This is a genomic window from Streptomyces sp. NPDC049954, assembly GCF_040656295.1.
Taxonomy (GTDB): domain Bacteria; phylum Actinomycetota; class Actinomycetes; order Streptomycetales; family Streptomycetaceae; genus Streptomyces.
This window is the reverse complement of sequence record NZ_JBFALS010000007.1, coordinates 281,621-301,959: the sequence shown is the minus strand read 5'-3', so window position 1 is coordinate 301,959 and position 20,339 is coordinate 281,621. Positions and strand designations below refer to the sequence as shown.

Annotated in this window: 22 protein-coding genes; 9 read left to right on the top strand and 13 right to left on the bottom strand. The window is 70.7% G+C overall.

Annotation, left to right across the window (positions count from 1 at the left end):
- Positions 1-49: 49 nt before the first annotated feature.
- A complete protein-coding gene (locus AB0J21_RS18295) occupies positions 50-253 on the bottom strand; it encodes a DUF397 domain-containing protein (RefSeq protein WP_363147003.1) in 204 nt (67 codons plus the stop codon).
- Positions 250-1,107, bottom strand: a complete 858-nt coding sequence (locus AB0J21_RS18290) for a helix-turn-helix transcriptional regulator (RefSeq protein WP_363147002.1) — start codon at positions 1,105-1,107, stop codon at positions 250-252. The genes AB0J21_RS18295 and AB0J21_RS18290 overlap by 4 nt, the downstream gene beginning before the upstream one ends.
- A gap of 115 nt (positions 1,108-1,222) precedes the next feature.
- Here AB0J21_RS18290 and AB0J21_RS18285 point away from each other — a divergent pair, with 115 nt between their 5' ends.
- From AB0J21_RS18285 to AB0J21_RS18275, 3 genes are all read left to right on the top strand, one after another.
- Positions 1,223-1,636 carry an ATP-binding protein gene (locus tag AB0J21_RS18285; RefSeq protein WP_363147001.1) on the top strand — a complete coding sequence of 138 codons (414 nt, stop codon included), beginning with the start codon at positions 1,223-1,225 and terminating at the stop codon, positions 1,634-1,636.
- 341 nt (positions 1,637-1,977) lie between these two features.
- Positions 1,978-3,045 carry a helix-turn-helix domain-containing protein gene (locus AB0J21_RS18280; RefSeq protein WP_363147000.1) on the top strand — a complete coding sequence of 356 codons (1,068 nt, stop codon included), beginning with the start codon at positions 1,978-1,980 and terminating at the stop codon, positions 3,043-3,045.
- Between the two features lie 373 nt (positions 3,046-3,418).
- Positions 3,419-3,571: a hypothetical protein gene (locus tag AB0J21_RS18275; RefSeq protein ID WP_363146999.1), complete on the top strand. Its 153-nt coding sequence runs from the start codon at positions 3,419-3,421 to the stop codon at positions 3,569-3,571.
- A 98-nt stretch (positions 3,572-3,669) separates the two neighbouring features.
- On the opposite strand, the gene AB0J21_RS18270 is transcribed toward AB0J21_RS18275, so the two are convergent.
- Entirely contained in the window at positions 3,670-4,719 is a 1,050-nt protein-coding gene (locus AB0J21_RS18270; protein WP_363146998.1) for a zinc-binding dehydrogenase, read from the bottom strand.
- A gap of 212 nt (positions 4,720-4,931) precedes the next feature.
- Between AB0J21_RS18270 and AB0J21_RS18265 the strand changes: the two genes are divergently transcribed.
- On the top strand, positions 4,932-5,513 hold the full coding sequence (locus AB0J21_RS18265; protein WP_363146997.1) for a TetR family transcriptional regulator: 582 nt from the start codon (positions 4,932-4,934) through the stop codon (positions 5,511-5,513).
- Positions 5,514-5,583: 70 nt separating this feature from the next.
- On the opposite strand, the gene AB0J21_RS18260 is transcribed toward AB0J21_RS18265, so the two are convergent.
- Positions 5,584-6,408, bottom strand: coding sequence for an MBL fold metallo-hydrolase (locus AB0J21_RS18260; protein WP_363147231.1), 825 nt, complete (start codon positions 6,406-6,408; stop codon positions 5,584-5,586).
- Between the two features lie 213 nt (positions 6,409-6,621).
- On the opposite strand from AB0J21_RS18260, the gene AB0J21_RS18255 reads away from it, so the two are divergent.
- Together AB0J21_RS18255 and AB0J21_RS18250 are read left to right on the top strand one after the other, a co-directional pair.
- A complete protein-coding gene (locus AB0J21_RS18255; protein ID WP_363146996.1) occupies positions 6,622-7,110 on the top strand; it encodes an Rrf2 family transcriptional regulator in 489 nt (162 codons plus the stop codon).
- A 139-nt stretch (positions 7,111-7,249) separates the two neighbouring features.
- Complete coding sequence (locus tag AB0J21_RS18250) at positions 7,250-8,488, top strand: FAD-dependent oxidoreductase (RefSeq protein ID WP_363146995.1); 1,239 nt, start codon at positions 7,250-7,252, stop codon at positions 8,486-8,488.
- Between the two features lie 104 nt (positions 8,489-8,592).
- On the opposite strand, the gene AB0J21_RS18245 is transcribed toward AB0J21_RS18250, so the two are convergent.
- Entirely contained in the window at positions 8,593-9,228 is a 636-nt protein-coding gene (locus tag AB0J21_RS18245; protein WP_363147230.1) for a helix-turn-helix domain-containing protein, read from the bottom strand.
- A 247-nt stretch (positions 9,229-9,475) separates the two neighbouring features.
- Here AB0J21_RS18245 and def point away from each other — a divergent pair, with 247 nt between their 5' ends.
- The gene (gene def, locus AB0J21_RS18240; RefSeq protein WP_363147229.1) at positions 9,476-10,090 is read left to right on the top strand and encodes a peptide deformylase; all 615 of its coding nucleotides are present in this window, start codon (positions 9,476-9,478) and stop codon (positions 10,088-10,090) included.
- A gap of 9 nt (positions 10,091-10,099) precedes the next feature.
- On the opposite strand, the gene AB0J21_RS18235 is transcribed toward def, so the two are convergent.
- Positions 10,100-10,507, bottom strand: a complete 408-nt coding sequence (locus tag AB0J21_RS18235; protein WP_363146994.1) for a MerR family transcriptional regulator — start codon at positions 10,505-10,507, stop codon at positions 10,100-10,102.
- Between the two features lie 392 nt (positions 10,508-10,899).
- On the opposite strand from AB0J21_RS18235, the gene AB0J21_RS18230 reads away from it, so the two are divergent.
- Positions 10,900-12,432: a SulP family inorganic anion transporter gene (locus AB0J21_RS18230; RefSeq protein ID WP_363146993.1), complete on the top strand. Its 1,533-nt coding sequence runs from the start codon at positions 10,900-10,902 to the stop codon at positions 12,430-12,432.
- Between the two features lie 123 nt (positions 12,433-12,555).
- On the opposite strand, the gene AB0J21_RS18225 is transcribed toward AB0J21_RS18230, so the two are convergent.
- From AB0J21_RS18225 to AB0J21_RS18205, 5 genes are all read right to left on the bottom strand, one after another.
- On the bottom strand, positions 12,556-12,774 hold the full coding sequence (locus AB0J21_RS18225) for a hypothetical protein (protein WP_363146992.1): 219 nt from the start codon (positions 12,772-12,774) through the stop codon (positions 12,556-12,558).
- Between the two features lie 30 nt (positions 12,775-12,804).
- Complete coding sequence (locus tag AB0J21_RS18220; protein WP_363146991.1) at positions 12,805-13,164, bottom strand: hypothetical protein; 360 nt, start codon at positions 13,162-13,164, stop codon at positions 12,805-12,807.
- On the bottom strand, positions 13,121-13,315 hold the full coding sequence (locus AB0J21_RS18215; protein WP_363146990.1) for a hypothetical protein: 195 nt from the start codon (positions 13,313-13,315) through the stop codon (positions 13,121-13,123). Before AB0J21_RS18215 ends, AB0J21_RS18220 begins: the two co-directional genes overlap by 44 nt.
- A gap of 3 nt (positions 13,316-13,318) precedes the next feature.
- Positions 13,319-14,653 (bottom strand): ATP-binding protein, encoded by a 1,335-nt coding sequence (locus AB0J21_RS18210; RefSeq protein WP_363146989.1) that lies wholly within the window; start codon positions 14,651-14,653, stop codon positions 13,319-13,321.
- Positions 14,654-14,871: 218 nt separating this feature from the next.
- Complete coding sequence (locus AB0J21_RS18205) at positions 14,872-15,459, bottom strand: TetR family transcriptional regulator (protein ID WP_363146988.1); 588 nt, start codon at positions 15,457-15,459, stop codon at positions 14,872-14,874.
- 190 nt (positions 15,460-15,649) lie between these two features.
- On the opposite strand from AB0J21_RS18205, the gene AB0J21_RS18200 reads away from it, so the two are divergent.
- Positions 15,650-16,738 carry an NAD(P)-dependent alcohol dehydrogenase gene (locus AB0J21_RS18200; RefSeq protein ID WP_363146987.1) on the top strand — a complete coding sequence of 363 codons (1,089 nt, stop codon included), beginning with the start codon at positions 15,650-15,652 and terminating at the stop codon, positions 16,736-16,738.
- Positions 16,739-16,852: 114 nt separating this feature from the next.
- On the opposite strand, the gene tuf is transcribed toward AB0J21_RS18200, so the two are convergent.
- A complete protein-coding gene (tuf, locus tag AB0J21_RS18195) occupies positions 16,853-18,046 on the bottom strand; it encodes an elongation factor Tu (protein ID WP_363146986.1) in 1,194 nt (397 codons plus the stop codon).
- A gap of 154 nt (positions 18,047-18,200) precedes the next feature.
- Positions 18,201-20,321, bottom strand: a complete 2,121-nt coding sequence (gene fusA / locus AB0J21_RS18190) for an elongation factor G (protein ID WP_363146985.1) — start codon at positions 20,319-20,321, stop codon at positions 18,201-18,203.
- Between the last annotated feature and the right edge of the window lie 18 nt (positions 20,322-20,339).

The following is a 20,339-nucleotide window of genomic DNA, read 5'->3' as shown; positions in this document are numbered from 1 at the left end:
CGGCACAAGACCGCCGCCGACCGTGACGAGCGAGCAACGGACCGAGAAGTCAGACCCGCGCGGACGAGACGAATGCCGACCAGGCAGCCGGAGCGAAACCAAGGCCCGGACGGCGTACGTCCTTGGAGTCGCGGACATGCAGGACGCCGGGAGTCACTGCCACCTCAACACAGTCATTGTTGTTACTTCCGCTGTAACTGCTCTTAAACCACTCCAGCCCCGCAAGGTCCATGGCAGAAGGCTTCAGAGTCATGTCTCTCCCAGCAGTTTCTCGATGTATTCCTGCGACCTGCGTGGCGACAGGGCCTGCGAGCGGATGATCCCATACCGCAGTTCGAGCACCTGTACCTGTTTCGGATCATCTACCAGTCGGCTCGTCAACTGGGTCTCGGAATAGCCGATCGCCGACCCGTCCCGAAGCTTGAGCAGCTGGAACTCCCCGCTCAGCCCGGCGTGCTCACTCGTACCCGTTGGCATCACCTGGAACTCGACGTTCCTCTGCCTGCTGAGCTTCAAGATGTGCAGGAGCTGACGGCGCAGTACGTCAGGCCCACCGATGGGGCGCTCAAGCGTCACTTGCTCCTGTACGAAGGTCAGCGTCGTCATCGGCTCCCACGTAAACACCTCCTGCCGAAGCATCCGTGCGGCCACTAGGTTTTCGTACCGCTCCGAGGACAGGACGGGGCGTCGCTCATCGAAGGCCGCTTCGGCATACTCCCTGGTCTGAAGCAGCCCATGGATGTTGTGGCTGCCGTAGGCCCCGATCTCCAGCGCCTTCTTCTCCAGCTTGGTGAGATCTCGTAGCTTCTTCGGGTACTTGATCTCGGCCACGTCCTGCTTCATGGCCGAGATCTTGCCTTCCGCACCGAGCGCCTCGTCCGAGCGGTCCAGGAACTCCGGCCGGGGAATCCGCTGCCCCGTTTCAACCTTGTACACCAAGTTCTCGCCGTACCCGATGGCCTTGCCGAACTCCGGCTGTGACAGCCCGGCGGCCTGGCGCCACAACTTGATCTGGCGCCCCACTGCCGCGAGTACCGCACTGGCCTCGTCTTCATCCTCGAAGTCCCAGCCGGACTCCTCCGGGTCCACAGCCCCGTTCACGACCATAGTCACTCCGTTCACCCGGACAGCACCGGACAAGCCTTCAACCCTACTGGACAGTCACGATCCGTACAGGCATCGTCACTGGTCAGCCTACGCAGAGCGAACGAACCTTAGTGACGTGAATCACGAAATCACCCACACCCCCGAAACCGTCCGACACTTCAGCGTGCAGCTCTCCTCCACGCTCCGGGGCGCGCGCCTGGCGCGCCTGCTGGCCGTTGAGCAACTGCGTTCCTGGGAGCTTCCCTTGGAGGCTCCCGCGCAGATCATCGCCGAACTCGCCGCGAACGCCGTCACGCACGGGAACGTGCGCGGGCGGGACTTCCTGCTGTCCATGCGGGCCACGACCGACACCCTCCGTATCGAGGCGACGGACACGCGGCGTGACCGGGAGCCGGTGGTCTCGGTGCCCGGGGCGGAGGACGAGGGCGGGCGCGGGCTGCTCCTGATCTCGGCGTTGTCCGACGACTGGGGCGTCGAGCAGGGCCCCGTCCCCCGCAAGACGGTATGGGCCGAACTGGCTCTGCGGTGAGTCCCGTTCCGATACGCACGTCGCCCGCCGCACACGTCACCGGGTCGCGGGAACCTGCGACCCGGTGATGCGCGACCCGCTGCCGGGCGACATCACCCCGTAAAGGACGAGAGAGAAGGACCCTTCCTGCCTGCCTGCCTGCCGGAACCCGTCCCCAAGCTCACCCGTAGGGGTGAACGAGGACGTTTGGGCTGGTAAAGCAGCAACTGTGCTGGCATATGCTCGCCGCGAGCAACACCGAGACTTCCTCACAACTGCACACGCCCATAACGCAGATGGGCCCCCGCAGGGACTGGCATCCCGGCGAGGGCCTAACCACTTCGGAAGAGAGAGCCTTCCTCATGGCTGGGACCCAGCTTAATCGGCTGTCCGCGCCCTGTCGCGGAGTCACGCACTCCAACCGCCGACACACCGCGCACTTCACCGTGATCGGCAACCACCTCGCACAACACGCCGAGTTGAGCCTCATCGCCATCGGCCTCGCCGTCTACATCCAGTCCCTCCCCGCCGGAGCCGACGTCAGCATCAAACGGCTGACCTCCCGCTTCCCGGAGAGCGAGGCCCGCATCGCCACCGCCCTGCGCGAACTGGAACACCACGGCTACTACCACCGCGAACGCGTACGACTGCCCAGCGGCGCCATCGTCACCCGCACCACCTCGTACAACCAGCCGAAGGGGGACACCGCCCCCACCCGCCCCACCGTCGTCACCCGCGTCGCCCGACTGTCGCGCACCAAGGCCGTACCGCAACAACCACAGCCACAGCCGCTGCCGCCCGAAGACGCGTACGACGACCGCCACGAGCCCACACCACCCACCCCCGCACCCGCCGCGACGACCGCACCCGCGCCGCACACCGAGACCGGGACCAGGACCGGGACGGGGACCGTGACCAGGGCCGGGACCGGGGCCGAGACCGAGACCGAGACCGAGACCGAGACCGGCAGCGAAGCCGACACCCGGGCCGAGACGCCACCGGCACCCCTCTCCGCCGTGGAGACGCGCGCGGTCCGCATCCTGATCTCCCTGCGCCACGCCGACCCCCGCCTCCTCCTCTCCGCAACAGAAGTCACCCGCCTCACCCCCGCCGTCGCCGAATGGCTCACGCGGGAGGCAGGCCCCGAAGCCATCCGCACCGCACTCACCACCAACCTCCCCGAACCCCTCCACCGCCCCGCAGCCCTCCTCACCCACCGCCTACGCACCGGCCTGCCACCCATGCCCCCACCAGGCCCCCGCCCCACCCCGTACGAAACACCCCGCCCCGCACCACGCTCCACCACCCGCTGGACCCACAGCTGCGACACCTGCGAACGCGCCCTCCCCACCAAAGCGTCACAGTGCAGGGACTGCGCGAGAGACGCCCCACCCCAGGCCGTGGCGCCCCACCGTCCCGGGCTTGCCTGACGGGATGAACGGACGGGACGAACCGGGCACGGGGCTCCACGCGGCCGCCGTGCGGGACCCCGAGGGCAACAGATTCGACGTCGTCCGAGGGCCGTTGCGAAGCGGTGCCGGCCACAGCCACTCGTGCACGGCTGCGACCAGTACCGGCGCCCTGAGGCGGACGGCGACTCCCAGTCACCGGGGCGCCCGGGACGGCTCCGGTGCCGCCGTGGCCACACCGGACCCGGCCCGGGCCCGGCCCCGATCACCCGTCTCTCGTACCATCGCCTCCAGCGCCTCCAAGGGGCGCTCACAGCCGTCGCCGGGGGAGCCGACAGGGATGATCGCGGTACGCCTGGTGGCGGTGGTGGTGGCTACGTAGCTCGCGCTTCTCGTGCTCTTCGCCGCGCCGTCGGCCCTCCCGGAGCAGTGGCAGTACTACGTCTACTCACCGGCGACCGTGGGCTTGTGGCTGCTGACCCTGCCCATCGCGCCCTTCGTGGTCTGCGCCCTCACCTGGCCATGGATCATGTCGGACGACAAGTGAGCCCCGCAGCACGAAGGTGATCCCCGCCGTACGGAGGTGACCTCCGGCACCGCCCCGGCCGGGCGACGGTCCCGGGACCCCGGGTGGCCGACCCTCGTTCAAGGGTGCAGGACGATCTTCCCCACGTGGTCCCTGCGGGCGAGCTGTTCCTGCGCCCGGGCGGCCTGCTCCAGGGGGAACGTCGCTGCGACCACGGGCTGGAACGCGGCCTCGCGCGCCAGGTCCACGAGGAGGCCGAAGTGCGTGGGCGTGTGCATCGCGGAGCCGATCAACTGGGCGTTGTGCAGGTAGAGACGGCGTACGTCGAAGGCCACCCCGTACCCGCCGAGCGCACCGGCCACGACCCACCGGCCACCCTCGCGCAGCAACGGCAGCCCCTCGCTCACCAGGTCCCCGGCGACCACGTCGAGTACGACGTCGATCCCCTCGGGGGCGGCGGCCCGCACCTGCCCGGCGATCTCCCGCGCGCGGTCGAGGACTTCGTGGGCGCCCGCCTCGCGCACCGCCTCGATCTTCGATCCGCTGCTGATGGCGAGCACCCTCGCGCCCCGCGCACGGGCGAGCTGCACCAGCGCGACACCGACCCCGCCGGACGCCCCCGAGACGAGGACGGTCTCCCCCTCCCGCAGCCTTCCCCGCTCGATCATGCCGAGCGCCGTGCCGTAGGCGGTCGGCAGGGTCGCGAGCTGGTCGCCGGTGAGCGGGGAGTCCGTCACGTCGTGCACCCGCCCGGCCTGCGCGGTCACGAACTCGGCGTAGCCGCCGTCGCGTTCGCTGCCCATCAGGCCCACCGGATGCGCGTCCGGGCCCTCGGAGTCGTAGATCGCCGGGTCGACGACGACCCGGCGGCCGAGGAGTCCCCCGTCCACGTCGGCGCCGACCGCCGCGACCCGGCCGGACACGTCGGCGCCCTGGATACGCGGGAAGTCGAGCGGGCCCCGCCAGCCCGACAGGGCCTCCGGGTCCTCCGGACGGCCGTAGGCGCCCTCCCGGGTCCACAGATCGGTGTTGTTCAGCGCCACGGCACCGACCTCGACCAGGACCTCACCCGGCTGCGGGACGGGCACGGCCACCTCCGCCGGCTCCAGGACCTCGGGACCTCCGTGCCGGGTGATCCGCATCGCGCGCATGGTCTCGGGCAGACCCATCGTTCAACCTCCTCGCAGGTACACTGATCGGTGAACTTCCTCCACCGTACACCGATCGGTGAAGGAGCGCCGGGATGCAAGGGGACGCCGGGATGCGAGGGGACGCCGAGATGCGAGGGGACGCCGAGATGCGGAGGAACGCCGGGATGCGGGGAGATTCCACGCGAGGGACCACGCCCCAGGGGGCCGAAGAGCCGGACGCGTCGCCGCCCATGACACCGGCCGGCCGCCGCATCGTCGCGGCGGCCGAGGAGTTGTTCTACGAGCGCGGCATCACCGCGGTGGGCGTGGACCTCATCGCCGAACGCTCGGGCGTGACCAAGCGGACCCTCTACAACCGGTTCGGTTCGAAGGACCGCCTGGTCACGACCTACCTCGCGGAACGCGACCAGCGCTGGCGCTCACTCGTCCGCGCCCGCGTCGACGCCTGCGAGGAGCCCGTCGCGGCCGTCACCGCGCCCTTCGACGCACTGCGGATCTGGAGCGGGACCAACGCCCGCGGCTGCGCGTTCATCAACGCCCTGGCCGAACTCCCGGACCCCTCGCACCCCGCGCACCGCATCGCCGCGAACCAGAAGCTCTGGCTGCGGAACCTCTTCGAGGAACTCGCCACCGAAGCGGACTGCCCGGACCCCACCACCCTCGCCGCCCGCCTCCTCGTCCTGCACGAGGGCGTCCTCGCCACGCAGCCACTCCCGCTCGACACCTTGCCGGCCGCCACCGACCTGGCCCGGGCGCTGGTACGAGCCGACGCGCCGGGCGGGCGGCGGGGGGCGGCGGGGCAGGACGGGTGAGCGGTGGCGTACGCCGCCGGCCGGAAGCTCGTCCCCGTACCCTCCCCGCTCTCCCAGCCGGACACCCGGCTCAGTCGATGGTGAACACCGCGCCGGGCGCCGCGTAGTCGACGGGACCGTCGAACCGGGCCGAGGCGCGGGCCACCGCCTGCTCCGGCGTGAGGAACCGCCCCACGTGCGTGACGATCAGCCGTCCCGCCCCGGCTGCCCGCGCGGTCTCCCCGGTGTCCTCGGGCGTGTGGTGCACCCGCTCCTCGTCGCCCGCCGGGGCCTCGGCGCTCTCCGCCTCGCACAGCAGGGCATCGCAGCCCTCGGCCAGGCTCGTCAGGCGGGCGCAGGGGGCGGAGTCACCGGAGTAGACCAGGGACCGGGACCGGCCGCCCGGGGTCCCGGTTCCGGTCGGGAGCCCCGCAGGAGTCCCGGTCTCGACGCGCAGGGCGAAGGCGGGCATGCCGTGCGCCACCGCCCCGCTGGTCAGCGTGAGGCCGCCGACCCGCGCCCGGTGCCCGTCGTGCAGTTCCCCGACGGCGAAGGCGGACTCGACGGGGCTGCGACTGGCGCCGTTGGTGAGGAAGTGGGCCAGCCGGTCCGCGATCCCCGGCGGGCCGTACAGCGGGATCGGCGCCGGGAGCCGGATGTCGGCGAAGAGCGCGGCGTAATAGGCGGTGAGCAGGTCGGCGCTGTGATCGGCGTGCAGATGCGAGATCCAGATCGCGTCCAACTCGTCGAGCCGCACGTGCCGTTGCAGTTGCGCGAGCGTCCCGCTGCCCGCGTCCACCCACACCCGGGCACCGCCGCCGGACACCAGGTAGCCGGAACAGGGGTTGTCCACGAGCGCGTACGGCGTCGCGCTGCCCAGAACGGTGAGGGTGAGAGGGGACGGGTCGCTGGTCATCGGGTCGCTGGCCATCGAGGGAGACTAGAGCACCCGGTGCGCGGGCGGGGGGCTTTTTGCCGGGCCCCCAGACCGGCCCGCCGGAGCCCCGGGGCTGCGGCACCGCCTCAGCCGCCGCGCACCGCACCCGGACACCCGGACACCCGGACACCCGGACGCCCGGACGCCCGGACAATTTGACACCTTCGATTCCGGATATTTAGTGTCCAGGTTATGAGGATGAGCAAGGGCGTCGAGTGGGCGGTGCACACGCTGCTCAATCTGGCGTGGGTGGACCACGGCAGGCCGGTCGCGACCGCGCAGCTCGCCGCCGGACACGACCTGCCCGGCCCCTACCTCCACAAGCAGCTCCAGGCGCTGGTCAGGGCCGGGCTGCTGGAGTCGGTGCCGGGGGCGCGGGGCGGGTTCCTGCTCGCGCGGGCACCGGAGGCCATCAGCATGCTCGACGTCGTCCTCGCCATCGAGGGCGACGAACCCCTCTTCCGCTGCACCGAGATCCGGCAGTGCGGCCTGGTCGGCGCCGAGTGCTCGGGGCCGGACGACTTCGCGCTGCCCTGCGCGGTGAAGTCCGCCCTCGGCAGGGCCGAGACCGCCTGGCGCGAGGCCCTGGCCGCACAGTCCCTGGCCGACGTGGGCCGGGCGACCGACGAGCACGCCCCGAACGTCGGCGGCGCCGTCCGCAGGGCCCTCGGCAGCGACTGACCGCGAGCGACCGGGCGGCCACAGCACAACCGCAGAACAACCGCAGAACAACCAGGGCGACCGTCCGCGTACGAGCGCGGTCGCCCCGACCCAAACCATCGCGCGGCACGAGCCGCGCAGACGCAGGAGGTGAATCCGGATGAAAAATATCCTGGTTATTGGTGGCGGCTTCGCCGGTGTCTGGAGCGCGGCGGGCGCCGTCCGCGCGGCGCGCCTGCACGCCGCAGCGACGGCCGGCCCCCAGGCGGGACCGGCCGAGGAGATCCGGGTGACGCTCGTCAGCGCCGGGGACGACCTCGTCATACGGCCGCGTCTGTACGAGGCGGACCCCGAGAGCAAGCGCGTCGCGCTCGACCGGGTGCTCGGCCCCATCGGCGTACGCCGGGTCGCCGCCACCGTCACGGGCATCGACACCGAGGCCCGGAGCGTCACAGCCCTGAGCCGGGGCGGGGAGTCCCTGTCCCTGCCGTACGACCGCCTGGTCCTGGCCACGGGCAGCCAGACGGCCCGCCCGCGCTTCCCGGGCGCCGAGGACGTGTTCGACGTGGACACCATGGGCGCGGCGGCGGCCCTCGACCACCACGTCCGCCGCCTCTCCGAACAGGCCGGGCGTGACGGGCAGTTCACCGCCGTCGTCGTCGGAGCGGGCTTCACCGGGCTGGAGGTCGCCACCGAACTGACCGGGCGGCTCGCCGAGTTCGCCCCGGACGGGCAGGCGGTCCGGGTCGTCCTCGTGGAGCGCGCGGACGAGCTGGGCCCCGAGCTGGGCGCCACGCCCCGCCCGCACATCACCGAGGTGGTGGACGGCCTCGGTATCGAGCAGCGGCTCGGCACGACCGTCGAACGGTACGAGGACGGCGTCGTGCACCTCGCGGACGGGGAGACGATCCCCGCCTCGACCGTCATCTGGACGGCCGGGATGGCGGCCAGCCCGCTGACCGCGCACATCCCGGGCGAGCGGGACCGCATGGGCCGCCTGGAGGTCGACGCGTTCCTGCGCGTCGTCGGCGCGCCCGAGGTCTACGCGGCGGGCGACACCGCCGCCGCCGTGGCCGGCGAAGGGCACTTCGTCACGCAGAGCTGCCAGCATGCCGTGCCGCTCGGCAAGTTCGCGGGCCACAACGTCGCCGCCGACCTGCTGGGGACCGATCCGGTGCCCTTCGCCCCCGCGCCCTACGTGACCTGCCTCGACCTGGGCCCGGCCGGCGCCGTGCTCACGGCCGGCTGGGACCGCGTGGTCCAGCTCACCGGCCAGGACGCCAAGCAGCTGAAGCAGCAGATCAACACCGAGTGGATCTACCCGCCGGTGGACGACGCCGAGGCCATCCTCGGCCTGGCCGACCACCGCACCATCTGGCCGACCGACGAAGCGGCCTGACCGGCACGCGACGTCCCGCCCGGCGCGTCAGCCCCTTGTCGGGGGGCGGCGTGCCGGGTTTTTCGCGGCTCCACTGGAGAGGAGACGGTGCCCCCGCCCCCTCGCTACTCCTCCCCCCGCCCCGGCTCCCCGTCCACCAGCGGGAACATCCGCACCACCGCCGCGACCGGCACGCTCCCCGCCGGGCGGGTCCCCGGGCGCGTCTCGCGCTCGCGGTACTCGGCCAGCAGCCCCCGTACGGAGTCCGCGAGGGCCGTCAACTCCTCGGGCGTCAGGTGCAGTACGGCGCTGAAGGACTCGTCCTCCCGCCATGCGCTCGGCGCCCGGTCCCGCTCGGCCCGCCACCTGTCATAACTCTCGTCCTCCAGCTCGCGCGACAGCCCGGCGAAGCCCTCGGGGAGCCCGTGCCCACGATCGTCCGGCCTCCCGCCCTCGGACTCGCCCTCCCAGCGCAGCCGCCACGGCCGGGCCTTGCCGCCCGAGTGCGGCGCCTCCTCGATCAGCCCGTGGCGGGCGAGCTGGCGCAGGTGGAAGGAGCACAGGCCGCTGCTGTGGCCGAGGCGGGCGGCGGCCTGCGTGGACGTGAGGGTGCCGACCTCGGCGAGCAGGTCCAGCAGGGCCACCCGTACGGGGTGATCGGGGAGCGAGCGGGGCGCACGCGGCGGCGACCGGCGCCCGTCGGACGCGGCAGCCCCCTGGGAAGCGTCGGACGCACCGGACGCACCGGCCGCAGAGGAAATCTCGTCTTCAGTCACTTTGCAAAGAGTGCTACTTTGCAAAGCCTCCGGTCAAGAGGGGCCGGGGACCGGTGACTTCGCCGGTGCGGCAAGCAGGCAGGCCCCCGGCGAACTGACGGGTGCCGGGGAGGCGTTGACACACATGGCCGCTGTCCGATCCAGTGACCGCACGGAGGGGCCCCGCGACCCCCGCGACCGCACCCCCGACGACCGCGTCCACGACCATGACCACGACCGCGTCCGCGTCCGCGTGCAGGGCGAACCCGTCGCCTCCTGGCCCCTGGTCACCCCGGAGACCGAGCGCGGGCGGGTGCGGCGCGTCACCGTCGTCGGCGAGGAGATCCTGCGCCGCCGGTGCCGGCCGGTCACCGCCTTCGGGACCCCCGGACTGTCGGCGCTGATCGACGACATGTTCGCCACGAACCACGTCGCACGCGGCGCGGCCATCGCCGCCAACCAGGTGGACGTGGACCTGCGCCTGTTCGTCTGGGACATCACGGACGACTGGGGGGTGCGCCACGTCGGGCACATCGCCAACCCCGTACTGGACGAAGTACCGCAGGAACACCGGAGGTTGGTCGAGGAGAGCGAGGGGTGCCTGTCCGTCCCCGGGCCGTACCGGGTGGTGGCCCGGCCCGACCGGACCGTCGTCCGGGGCCAGGACTGGAAGGGCGAACCGCTGACGATCGAGGGCCGCGGCTACTTCGCGCGCTGCCTCCAGCACGAGACCGACCACCTGGACGGACGTCTCTACCTGGACCGGCTCGCCCAGCGCGAACGCAAGTCCGCGCTGCGGGAGATGGCCGGATCGCGGGACGAAGTACTGGCCCGGCGCGCCGCCCTGGCCCGCGAACTGGGCAAGTGACCGGCTCCGCTACCCCTCGTCGAGTCGCGCGCGCAGAGTCGCGGCGAAGTCCTCGGCGCGGCTCAGCTGGACACGGAGCTTCTCGACCTGCTCCGTCGCCGCCCGCTCGTACTCCCGTACGCGCTCCAGCAGGACGTCACGAGCCGCCCCGTCCTTCGCGTCCTGCCCGCCGTCGACGGCGTCGAGGCGGTCCGTCGCGTCCAGCAGGTCGCGCATCTGGTCCAGGGTGAAGCCCAGCGGTTTCATCCGGCGGATCACCATGAGGCGCGCGACGTCCGCCTCCGTGTACAGACGGAATCCGCCCTGGGAACGGGCGCTCGGAATGACGAGGCCGGTCTCCTCGTAGTGCCGGATGGTGCGCAGGGACAGCTCGGTCCGCGCGGCGACCTCACCGATCTGCATGTGCCCGCCGTCCACGCCCACCGATCCTCCGAACTCCGACTCGCGCCCCGAACCGCACCACCGCACCGCCCTCCCGCTCGTCCCGGCGAAGAGGTGCTGGGCGTCACGGGAAGGAGACGCCGATCTCTACCCTAACGTTAGGGTAGAGTTGCCCAGGTGCGCACCGCCCCAGCAGGAGCGCGCGCACCGCAGGCGCCGCGCCAGAGCCGACGCGGCCCCGGCGCGACCCCAATTCTCGCAGGTCCCCCAGCGGGTCCCGCAGTTCCCGCTGGAGCGAGGGGTGTGCGCCCGAGCGGCCCAGGGCCGCGCCCCGCCCCGACCTCCTCCTCCCCCGTAGCCCGTCCCCTCCCTCCCCGCCCCGCTCAGCCCCTCCCGGGGCGTGCCCGTACGACTCAGGTGGCCGTCCCGTGACCCCTTCCGCCGACTCCCCCTCGCCCACGTCGCCCACGTCGCCCAGCGCCGCCCGGCTGCGGGCGCTGCGCCCCGACTGGCTGGCCGATCCGCGCGTGTGGCGGACGGAGGTGCTGGCCGGTCTGGTGGTCGCGCTCGCGCTGATCCCCGAGGCGATCTCCTTCTCGATCATCGCGGGCGTCGACCCGAAGATCGGGCTGTTCGCCTCGTTCACGATGGCCGTGACCATCTCCGTGGTCGGCGGACGGAGGGCGATGATCTCGGCGGCCACCGGGGCGGTCGCCCTGGTGATCGCCCCCATGAACCGGGAGCACGGCTTCGGTTACCTCGTCGCCACCGTCGTCCTCGCCGGGGTCTTCCAGATCGTGCTGGGCGCGCTCGGCGTCGCGAAGCTCATGCGCTTCGTGCCGCGCTCGGTCATGGTCGGCTTCGTCAACTCCCTCGCGATCCTGATCTTCCTGGCGCAGGTGCCCCAGATGCACGACGTGCCGTGGCCGGTCTACCCGCTGATCCTCGCGGGCCTCGCCCTGCTCGTGTTCTTCCCGAGGATCACCACGGTGATCCCGGCCCCGCTCGTGTCCATCGCCGTCCTCACCGCGCTCACCGTGGCCGCCGGCATCGCCGTCCCGACCGTGGGCGACGAGGGGGCGCTGCCCTCCTCGCTGCCGGTGCCGGGGCTCCCCGACGTGCCGTACACGACGGACACCCTCACGACGATCGCCCCGTACGCGCTCGCGATGGCGCTGGTCGGGCTCATGGAGTCGCTGATGACGGCGAAACTCGTCGACGAGATCACCGACACCCGTTCGTCCAAGACCCGGGAATCGGTCGGCCAGGGCATCGCCAACATCGTCACCGGGTTCTTCGGCGGGATGGGCGGCTGCGCCATGATCGGCCAGACCATGATCAACGTGAAGGTGTCCGGGGCCCGCACCCGCCTGTCGACCTTCCTGGCGGGCGCGTTCCTGATGGTGCTGTGCGTCGTCTTCGGGCCGGTCGTCTCCGACATCCCCATGGCCGCCCTCGTCGCCGTCATGGTGATGGTGGCCTTCGGCACCTTCGACTGGCACTCGATCGCGCCGAAGACGCTCCGGCGCATGCCGCTGGGTGAGATCGCCGTCATGCTGATCACGGTCGCGGTCGTCGTCGCGACGTCCAACCTGGCGATCGGCGTCGTGGTCGGCTCGGTCACCGCGATGACCGTGTTCGCCCGGCGCGTCGCCCACCTCACGCGCGTCACCTCGGTCACCGACCCCGACGGCGGCACCGTCGTGCACCACGTGACCGGCGAACTCTTCTTCGCCTCCTCCAACGAGCTGGTCGGCCAGTTCGACTACGCGACGGCACCGGAGCACGTCGTCATCGACCTGCACGAGGCACACGTCTGGGACGCCTCCTCCGTCGCGGCCCTGGACGCCGTCGAGGCCAAGTACCGGGAGCGCGGCAGCACGGTCGAGATCGTCGGCCTGAACCCGGCCAGCGCCGCGCTGCACGGAAAGCTGAGCGGAGAACTCACCGGCGGGCACTGAACGACGCCGCCGGGGAGGGCACCGGGCACGCCGGTCCGGCGCGAGCACTCATCGGGCAGGGGGGGGCACTCGTCGGGAAGAGCGGGCACTCGTCGGACGGAGGGGAGCAGGAGCCCGCACCTCTCAGGCTTCCCCCGGCCCCCGGTCCCCCGTGCTCGCCGCCGCCTGGCGCTCCGCGATCCGGTACTCCCGCGTGTGCGGCGGCCGCAGGAACAGGACGAGCGGTATCCACACCACGAGGCCGGCCACGCCCGTCCACAGGGTGTCGCCGTCGAGGCCGGGTTCACTCAGCCCGAGGCCGACGACCGCCGGGACGCCGGGACGCCGGGACGCCGGGGCCACGCAAACGCCCGCCGAGCGACCGCAACGGCCTCAGACGGGTCCCGCCCAGGCTCCCATCGTGCGCTCCAAGGTCCAGATCCTGACGTCGGCCCGCACCCTGGCCGCGTACAGATCCCGTTCGGCCACGATGCTCAGATCCCCGGCGCCCAGCAACTGTCGGGTGGCGTGTTCGGCGAGGTCGATTCCGGTGCTTCCCCCGCTCTGGAGCGTCCGCAGGAAGTCACCGCCCCACGTCCGTTCGTGCAGGACCCACGGAGCCTCCCCCATGGCCGTCTTCACCAGCAGACTGCCGAACTTCTCGGCCCGGTCACGGCGCGCCGTGCCCTCCTTGATCTGGAAGACGTGGTTACCCGTCTCGATGACGGTGGCCGTCGGCAGGACGAACCGCACGCGCTCTGAGCCGTCGGTCCATCTCGGCCAGCACAGAAGCGCGTTGGGCGTTCATGTGCGGCACGTCGAGGATCTCGACCAGGACCGACGTGTCGAGGAAGTCCACGACCGGGCGCGGCAGCGCCGGGGACGAGGAGGAAGAGGCAGGCACGGCTCACAGGCTCCTCAGGAAGTCCTCGACGCCACCGGGCTCCCCGTCCCTCGGACGGACGGCCTCCGGCAGACGCCCCTTCGTGACCGCGTCGCCCAGCTCCCCCGCGGCCATGAGATCCACGTAGCCCGGAAGTTCGGTGAGGCGCGAGAGCACGCTCTCCCCCGAGTCCGGGTCCCTCGTGCACACGACCACACCCGAATGGTCCTGCGCGGTCAGCGAGTTGAGCAGGGCCGGGCTGTGCGTGGTGAACAGGACGTCGATACGGCGGTGCACCGACTCGTCCTTCATCAGCTCCAGCACCCGCGCCGCCTGCGTCGGGTAGAGCCCGTTCTCCACCTCCTCGATCACGAGATGCCGCTGCCCCGCCGATCCCGGGGGCTGGTGGGCGGCGGGCGCGCTGAGCAGGGCCGTACCGAAGGCGAGGAAACGCAGCATCCCGTCGCTCAGCAGCCGTGCGGGCACGTCGTGCACCCGGCCGTGGTAGCCGTCCTCGCGCAGCACGAGCTGGACGTCGCCGAGCCGCGTCCCCACGCTGCGCACCCCGCGCACCGGGTACTCCGGCATCCCCGCGACCAGCCGGGTCAGCCGGTCGAAGGCGTCCTTGTCCGCGTGCTTCAGCCCGTCGACGGCCGCGCTCAGGTTGTCGGCGCTGCGCCGCAGCTCGACGTCCCGCGCGTTGACGTACTGGCGCATGAGATGCGGGACGGGATCGAGCAGGAAGACCCCGCGCAGTACCTCCAGGACCTCCTGCGCCGCCCGGTGCACCAGCTTCGTGGCCTCCGTGGTGGCCGGGACGCGCACGGGGACCTGCGAGCACAGCAACCGGTCGGAGGCGAAAGGGAGCCCCGGATCGAGTCCTCGTCTGCCGTTGAAGTACCGCACGTCGAGATCGCCGCGTCGCGGGTCGGGAGGGTCACTCGCCAGCAGCGCCCGCCCCTTGCCCAGCCGGCGCCCCGCGTACGGCACGCCTTCGACGGCTGTCAGCCTCTCGCTCAGGACGCGCACCTCGGGCGAGACCGCGACGGTGACGTCCAGGTCGTACACGGCCGTACCGGAACGCACCCGGACGCCGACCGTGAAGGCGTCCTCCCCCAGCGGCGCGCACCCCTCCGCCCCGCCCCGGATCGCCTCCTCGCCCACGCGGGGCCCGTCCAGCGCGTCACGCACCGGCTCCCCGAGGGCGAGCCGGGACAGCACCATGAGACCGTCGAGCGCGTTGGACTTGCCGCTGCCGTTCCTGCCGATCAGCACGGTCAGGTCCTGAAGGGGCAGAACCTGGCGCGTGAAGCTCTTGAACGAGGTCAGCCGCACCTCTTCCAGGCGGGGAGTGTCCACGGGTGCTTCTCTCCAGTCGTCACCTCTGCTTCGCCCTCGGCCTCGGCCACGGCCGGGCTCCGCACGGTCCACAGAAAAAGCCGGATCGTCTGCGAACGAGAACAGCTAACCCCAATCAGGGACCGCGTTCCACACCTGCCCGGGACGCGAACCACACCTCCCACGCGAGGTACGAGCACCTGTCCACGCTCCCGGCACAACCCGAGCGCCGCGCCCCCTCACTCCACCCCCACCGCGCGGAGCACGCTCTCGCGGAGCAGGGCGCGGCGCTGTTCGTGGACCTCGGGCGGTTCGTCGGCGGTCGCCGCGTAGACGTTGCTCACCGGGGACCAGGCCATGGACATGGCGATCACCATGGCCTTCAGGTCGAAGGGGTCGCCCCGGCGTACCAGGCCGGCCTCCTGCGCCTCGGTGATGGCGCGGAGCTTGGGGTCGTCGAAGTGCTCGTGGTCCTCCACCAGGTGGCCGGCGGAGCGGCGCTCCAGGCGGGCCCAGGTGGCCAGGCGGATGAGGTCGGGGCGGCGCAGATACTCGTCGTAGAGGCGCACGGCCCAGTCCGCGAGGTCGGTCGCGTCGATCGGGACGACGTTGGTGATCCGCTCCAGCGAGCCGAAGAAGATCGCGTCGAAGAGGCCGTCCTTGCTGCCGAAGTAGGTGTAGAGCTGCGCCTTGTTCGTACGGGCGGCCGCCACGATGCGCTCGACGCGCGCACCGGCGATCCCGTACTCCGCGAATTCCTGCGTCGCCACCTCGATGATGCGCTGGTACGTCGCCGCTCCGCGGGAGGTCAAGGGCTGTTGCGCCATACCCGGAGGCTACCAAACAGAACGGTTGGTTTGCCCGCCCGCTCCACGCGGCTTACGCTCGGACGAAAGACAAACAGACCGAACAGTCTGTCTGGCGTCGGCTGGCCAACTGTCCGGCGCTGGACCGGCCGGCCAGCCAGCCGGCCAGCCGGCCGCGAACTGTCCGCCGATCACCCTGAAGGAGACCCGCATGAGAACCACCGTGGGATGGAAGGCGGACGGCCACCCGGCCGTACTGCGACGGGTGCCGCTGGAGCGGCGCGACCTGCGCCCGGACGACCTCGCGGTCCGGGTCGACTACTGCGGCGTCTGCCACACCGACCTGCACGCCCTCGGCGCCCGGTCCGCCGAGGACGACTCGCCCCTGGTGCCGGGCCACGAGTTCACCGGCACCGTGACGGAGACCGGGCCCGAGGTCACCCGCTTCCGCGCCGGCGACCCGGTGGCGGTCGGCAACATCGTCGACTCCTGCGGCACCTGCCCCATGTGCCGGGCCGGTCAGGAGAACTTCTGCCACACCTTCCCGACCCTGACCTACGGCGGCACCGACCGGCAGGACAGGACGACCACGCTCGGCGGCTACGCGCGCGAGTACGTCGTACGGGAACACTTCGCCCATCCCCTGCCCGCCGGACTCGACCCGGCCACCGCCGCTCCCCTGCTGTGCGCCGGGATCACCGTCTGGGAACCCCTGAGCAGCCTCGGCGTGGGGCCGGGCACCCGCGTCGCCGTGGCGGGGCTGGGCGGCCTCGGGCACCTCGCGGTGAAACTGGCCGTCGCCCTCGGCGCCGAGACCTCCGTCATCAGCCGTTCGGCGGACAAGGCCGAGGACGCCCGGCGGCTGGGCGCCCACGATCTGGTGCTCTCCTCCGACCCGGAGCAGATGGCCGCCGCCCGCGACCGCTTCGACGTCCTCATCGACACCATCTCGGCCCCGCACGACGTAGGCCCCTACCTGCGCCTCGTCGCGATGGACGGGACGCTCAGCCACCTCGGGCACCTGGGCACCCTCACCGTGGAGGCCATGGACCTGCTCGTGGGCCGCAAGAAGCTCAGCAGCGCGGGAAGCGGCGGCCTGCCCGCGACCGCCGCCATGCTGGAGTTCTGCGCGGAGCACGGCATCACCGCCGACATCGAACTGCTTCCCTCGGCCCAGGTGCACGAGGCCCTGGACCGCCTGAGCCGCAACGACGTCCGCTACCGCTTCGTCCTCGACCTGTCCGACCTGGACGACCCGGACGGCCCGGACGGCCCCAACAACCCCATCGCCCCGGCGTAACCGCACAAAAAAACTCCGGGCCCTGCCCCCGTCCACGAAGGACGGGGGCAGGGCCCGGAGCGGTGACCCGCGAGCGGGTCAGAGGTCGTACTCAGCTCACGCGAGCAACAAGACTTACTTGTTGATCTTGGTGACCTGGCCGGCGCCCACGGTCCGGCCACCCTCACGGATGGCGAACTTCAGGCCCTCTTCCATGGCGACGGGCTGGATGAGCTCGACGGTCATCTCGGTGTTGTCGCCCGGCATGACCATCTCGGTGCCCTCGGGGAGGGTCACGACGCCGGTCACGTCCGTGGTGCGGAAGTAGAACTGCGGACGGTAGTTGTTGAAGAAGGGGGTGTGACGGCCACCCTCGTCCTTCGACAGGATGTACGCCTGCGCCTCGAAGGAGGTGTGGGGCGTGACCGAGCCGGGCTTGATGATGACCTGGCCGCGCTCGACGTCCTCGCGCTTGATGCCACGGAGGAGCAGACCGACGTTCTCACCGGCCTGGCCCTCGTCGAGCAGCTTGCGGAACATCTCGATACCGGTGACCGTGGTGGTCGCCTTCTCCTGCTTGATACCGATGATGTCGACGGTCTCGTTGACCTTCAGGATGCCGCGCTCGATACGGCCGGTGACGACGGTGCCACGACCGGTGATCGTGAAGACGTCCTCGATCGGCATCAGGAACGGCTTGTCGACGTCGCGCTCGGGCTCCGGGATGGACTCGTCCACGGCCTTCATGAGCTCCAGGACCGAGTTGCCCCACTCCTTGTCGCCCTCAAGGGCCTTCAGAGCGGAGACCTTGACGACCGGAAGGTCGTCGCCCGGGAACTCGTACTCGGAGAGGAGCTCACGCACCTCGAGCTCGACGAGCTCCAGGATCTCCTCGTCGTCCACCATGTCGGCCTTGTTCAGGGCGACGACGATGTAGGGGACGCCGACCTGGCGGGCCAGGAGCACGTGCTCCTTGGTCTGCGGCATCGGACCGTCGGTCGCGGCGACCACGAGGATCGCGCCGTCCATCTGGGCGGCACCGGTGATCATGTTCTTGATGTAGTCCGCGTGACCGGGGCAGTCGACGTGGGCGTAGTGACGCGTCTCCGTCTGGTACTCGACGTGCGCGATGGAGATGGTGATACCGCGCTGGCGCTCCTCGGGAGCCTTGTCGATCTGGTCGAAGGCCGAGGCCTCGTTCAGCTCGGGGTACGCGTCGTGCAGCACCTTGGTAATGGCGGCCGTGAGGGTCGTCTTACCGTGGTCGATGTGACCGATGGTGCCGATGTTGACGTGCGGCTTAGTCCGCTCGAACTTCGCCTTCGCCACTGGGTCCTCCTGTGGAGTGGTTCTGTACGCCTTGCTTCATCGGCGCCAGGTGATCTTTGCTGGGATGCCCGGTGCCCCGGGGCGCCCGCCGCTGTAGCGGTGGGGGCGCCCCATCGGGCTCCGGAGTCAAGCCTACGGCGTTAACTCGGGTGAGTTATTCGCCCTTGGCCTTCGCGATGATCTCCTCGGCGACGTTCCGCGGAACCTCGGCGTAGGAGTCGAACTGCATCGAGTAGCTTGCGCGACCCGAGGTCTTGCTGCGGAGGTCTCCGACGTAGCCGAACATCTCCGACAGCGGAACCAGGCCCGTGACGAGCTTGGCGCCGTGGCGGTCCTCCATGGACTGGATCTGACCGCGACGGGAGTTGATGTCGCCGATGACGTCACCCATGTAGTCCTCGGGCGTCGTCACCTCGACCTTCATCATCGGCTCCAGCAGGGCCGGGCTGGCCTTGCGGGCGGCCTCCTTGAAGGCCATCGAACCGGCGATCTTGAAGGCCATCTCGGAGGAGTCGACCTCGTGGTAGGCACCGTCGAGAAGGGTGACGCGGACACCCGTGAGGGGGTAGCCGGCGAGCACACCGAACTCCATGGCCTCCTGCGCACCCGCGTCCACCGAGGGAATGTACTCCCTGGGGATACGGCCACCGGTGACCTTGTTCACGAACTCGTAGCCGTCGCCCTCAAGCGGCTCAAGGGCGATCTGCACCTTCGCGAACTGGCCGGAACCACCGGTCTGCTTCTTGTGCGTGTAGTCCAGGCGCTCGACGGCCTTGCGCAGGGTCTCGCGGTACGCGACCTGCGGCTTGCCGACGTTGGCCTCGACGCGGAACTCACGGCGCATACGGTCGACCAGCACGTCCAGGTGAAGCTCACCCATGCCGGCGATGATCGTCTGCCCGGTCTCCTCGTCGGTCTTGACGCGGAAGGACGGGTCCTCCTCGGCCAGACGCTGGATCGCGACGCCCAGCTTCTCCTGGTCGCCCTTGGACTTCGGCTCGATCGCGACCTCGATCACGGGGGCCGGGAAGTCCATGGACTCCAGGATCACCGGGTTCGCCGGGTCGCAGAGGGTCTCACCGGTGGTGGTCTGCTTCAGACCCATGACGGCGACGATGTCACCGGCACCCACCGACTCGATCTCCTCACGCTTGTTGGCGTGCATCCGGTAGATCTTGCCGATGCGCTCCTTGCGGCCCTTGACCGAGTTCTGCACGGCAGAACCCGACTCCAGGCGCCCGGAGTACACGCGGACGAAGGTCAGCTTGCCGAGGTGCGGGTCGCTCGCGATCTTGAACGCGAGGGCCGCCAGCGGCTCGTCCTCGGAAGGACGACGCTTGATGACCTCTTCCGGGTTCTTGACGTCCTGGCCCTCGATCGCCTCGATGTCGAGCGGGGAGGGCAGGTAACGGACCACGGCGTCGAGCAGGGGCTGAACGCCCTTGTTCTTGAACGCGGTACCGCAGAACACGGGGGTGACGGTGGTGCCGTCGCCCTTGCCGGAGGCGATCGTGATGCGGCGGATGGCCTCGTACAGCTGCTCCACGGAGGGCTCCTCGCCCTCCAGGTACAGCTCCATCATGGCGTCGTCGTTCTCGGCCACGGCCTCAAGGAGCTTGCCGCGCCATTCGGCGGCGGTCTCCGTGTGCGTGTCCGGGATGTCGATGATGTCGTACGCCTCGCCCAGCGCGGTCTCGGCGGACCACACGAAGGCCTTCATCGTGACGAGGTCGACGACACCCTGGAAGTCGGCCTCGGCCCCGATGGGCAGCTGCATGACGATCGGCGTCGCACCGAGGCGGTCGATGATCATGTCGACACAGCGGTGGAACTCGGCGCCGGTGCGGTCGAGCTTGTTGACGAAGCAGATACGCGGGACGCCGTAGCGGTCCGCCTGACGCCAGACGGTCTCGGACTGCGGCTCAACGCCGGCGACACCGTCGAACACCGTGACAGCACCGTCGAGCACGCGCAGCGAACGCTCCACCTCGACGGTGAAGTCGACGTGGCCCGGGGTGTCGATGATGTTGATCGTGTGGTCGACGTCGTTCAGCGGCCAGTGACAGGTGGTGGCAGCAGAGGTGATCGTGATGCCACGCTCCTGCTCCTGCTCCATCCAGTCCATGGTCGCCGCGCCGTCGTGGACCTCACCGATCTTGTACGAGACACCGGTGTAGTACAGGATGCGCTCGGTGGTCGTCGTCTTGCCCGCGTCGATGTGCGCCATGATCCCGATGTTGCGGACCTTGGCAAGGTCAAGCGAAGTGGTAGCCATAAGGCTTCTGTCTTCTCT

What these genes read in the sequence shown, in the direction of transcription:
- AB0J21_RS18295 (WP_363147003.1), bottom strand. Translation starts at nt 253, where the DNA reads ATGACTCTGAAGCCTTCTGCCATGGACCTTGCGGGGCTGGAGTGGTTT.
- AB0J21_RS18290 (WP_363147002.1), bottom strand. Translation starts at nt 1,107, where the DNA reads ATGGTCGTGAACGGGGCTGTGGACCCGGAGGAGTCCGGCTGGGACTTC.
- AB0J21_RS18280 (WP_363147000.1), top strand. Translation starts at nt 1,978, where the DNA reads ATGGCTGGGACCCAGCTTAATCGGCTGTCCGCGCCCTGTCGCGGAGTC.
- AB0J21_RS18270 (WP_363146998.1), bottom strand. Translation starts at nt 4,719, where the DNA reads ATGGGTCTGCCCGAGACCATGCGCGCGATGCGGATCACCCGGCACGGA.
- AB0J21_RS18265 (WP_363146997.1), top strand. Translation starts at nt 4,932, where the DNA reads ATGACACCGGCCGGCCGCCGCATCGTCGCGGCGGCCGAGGAGTTGTTC.
- AB0J21_RS18260 (WP_363147231.1), bottom strand. Translation starts at nt 6,408, where the DNA reads ATGACCAGCGACCCGTCCCCTCTCACCCTCACCGTTCTGGGCAGCGCG.
- AB0J21_RS18255 (WP_363146996.1), top strand. Translation starts at nt 6,622, where the DNA reads ATGAGGATGAGCAAGGGCGTCGAGTGGGCGGTGCACACGCTGCTCAAT.
- AB0J21_RS18250 (WP_363146995.1), top strand. Translation starts at nt 7,250, where the DNA reads ATGAAAAATATCCTGGTTATTGGTGGCGGCTTCGCCGGTGTCTGGAGC.
- AB0J21_RS18205 (WP_363146988.1), bottom strand. Translation starts at nt 15,459, where the DNA reads ATGGCGCAACAGCCCTTGACCTCCCGCGGAGCGGCGACGTACCAGCGC.
- AB0J21_RS18200 (WP_363146987.1), top strand. Translation starts at nt 15,650, where the DNA reads ATGAGAACCACCGTGGGATGGAAGGCGGACGGCCACCCGGCCGTACTG.
- fusA (WP_363146985.1), bottom strand. Translation starts at nt 20,321, where the DNA reads ATGGCTACCACTTCGCTTGACCTTGCCAAGGTCCGCAACATCGGGATC.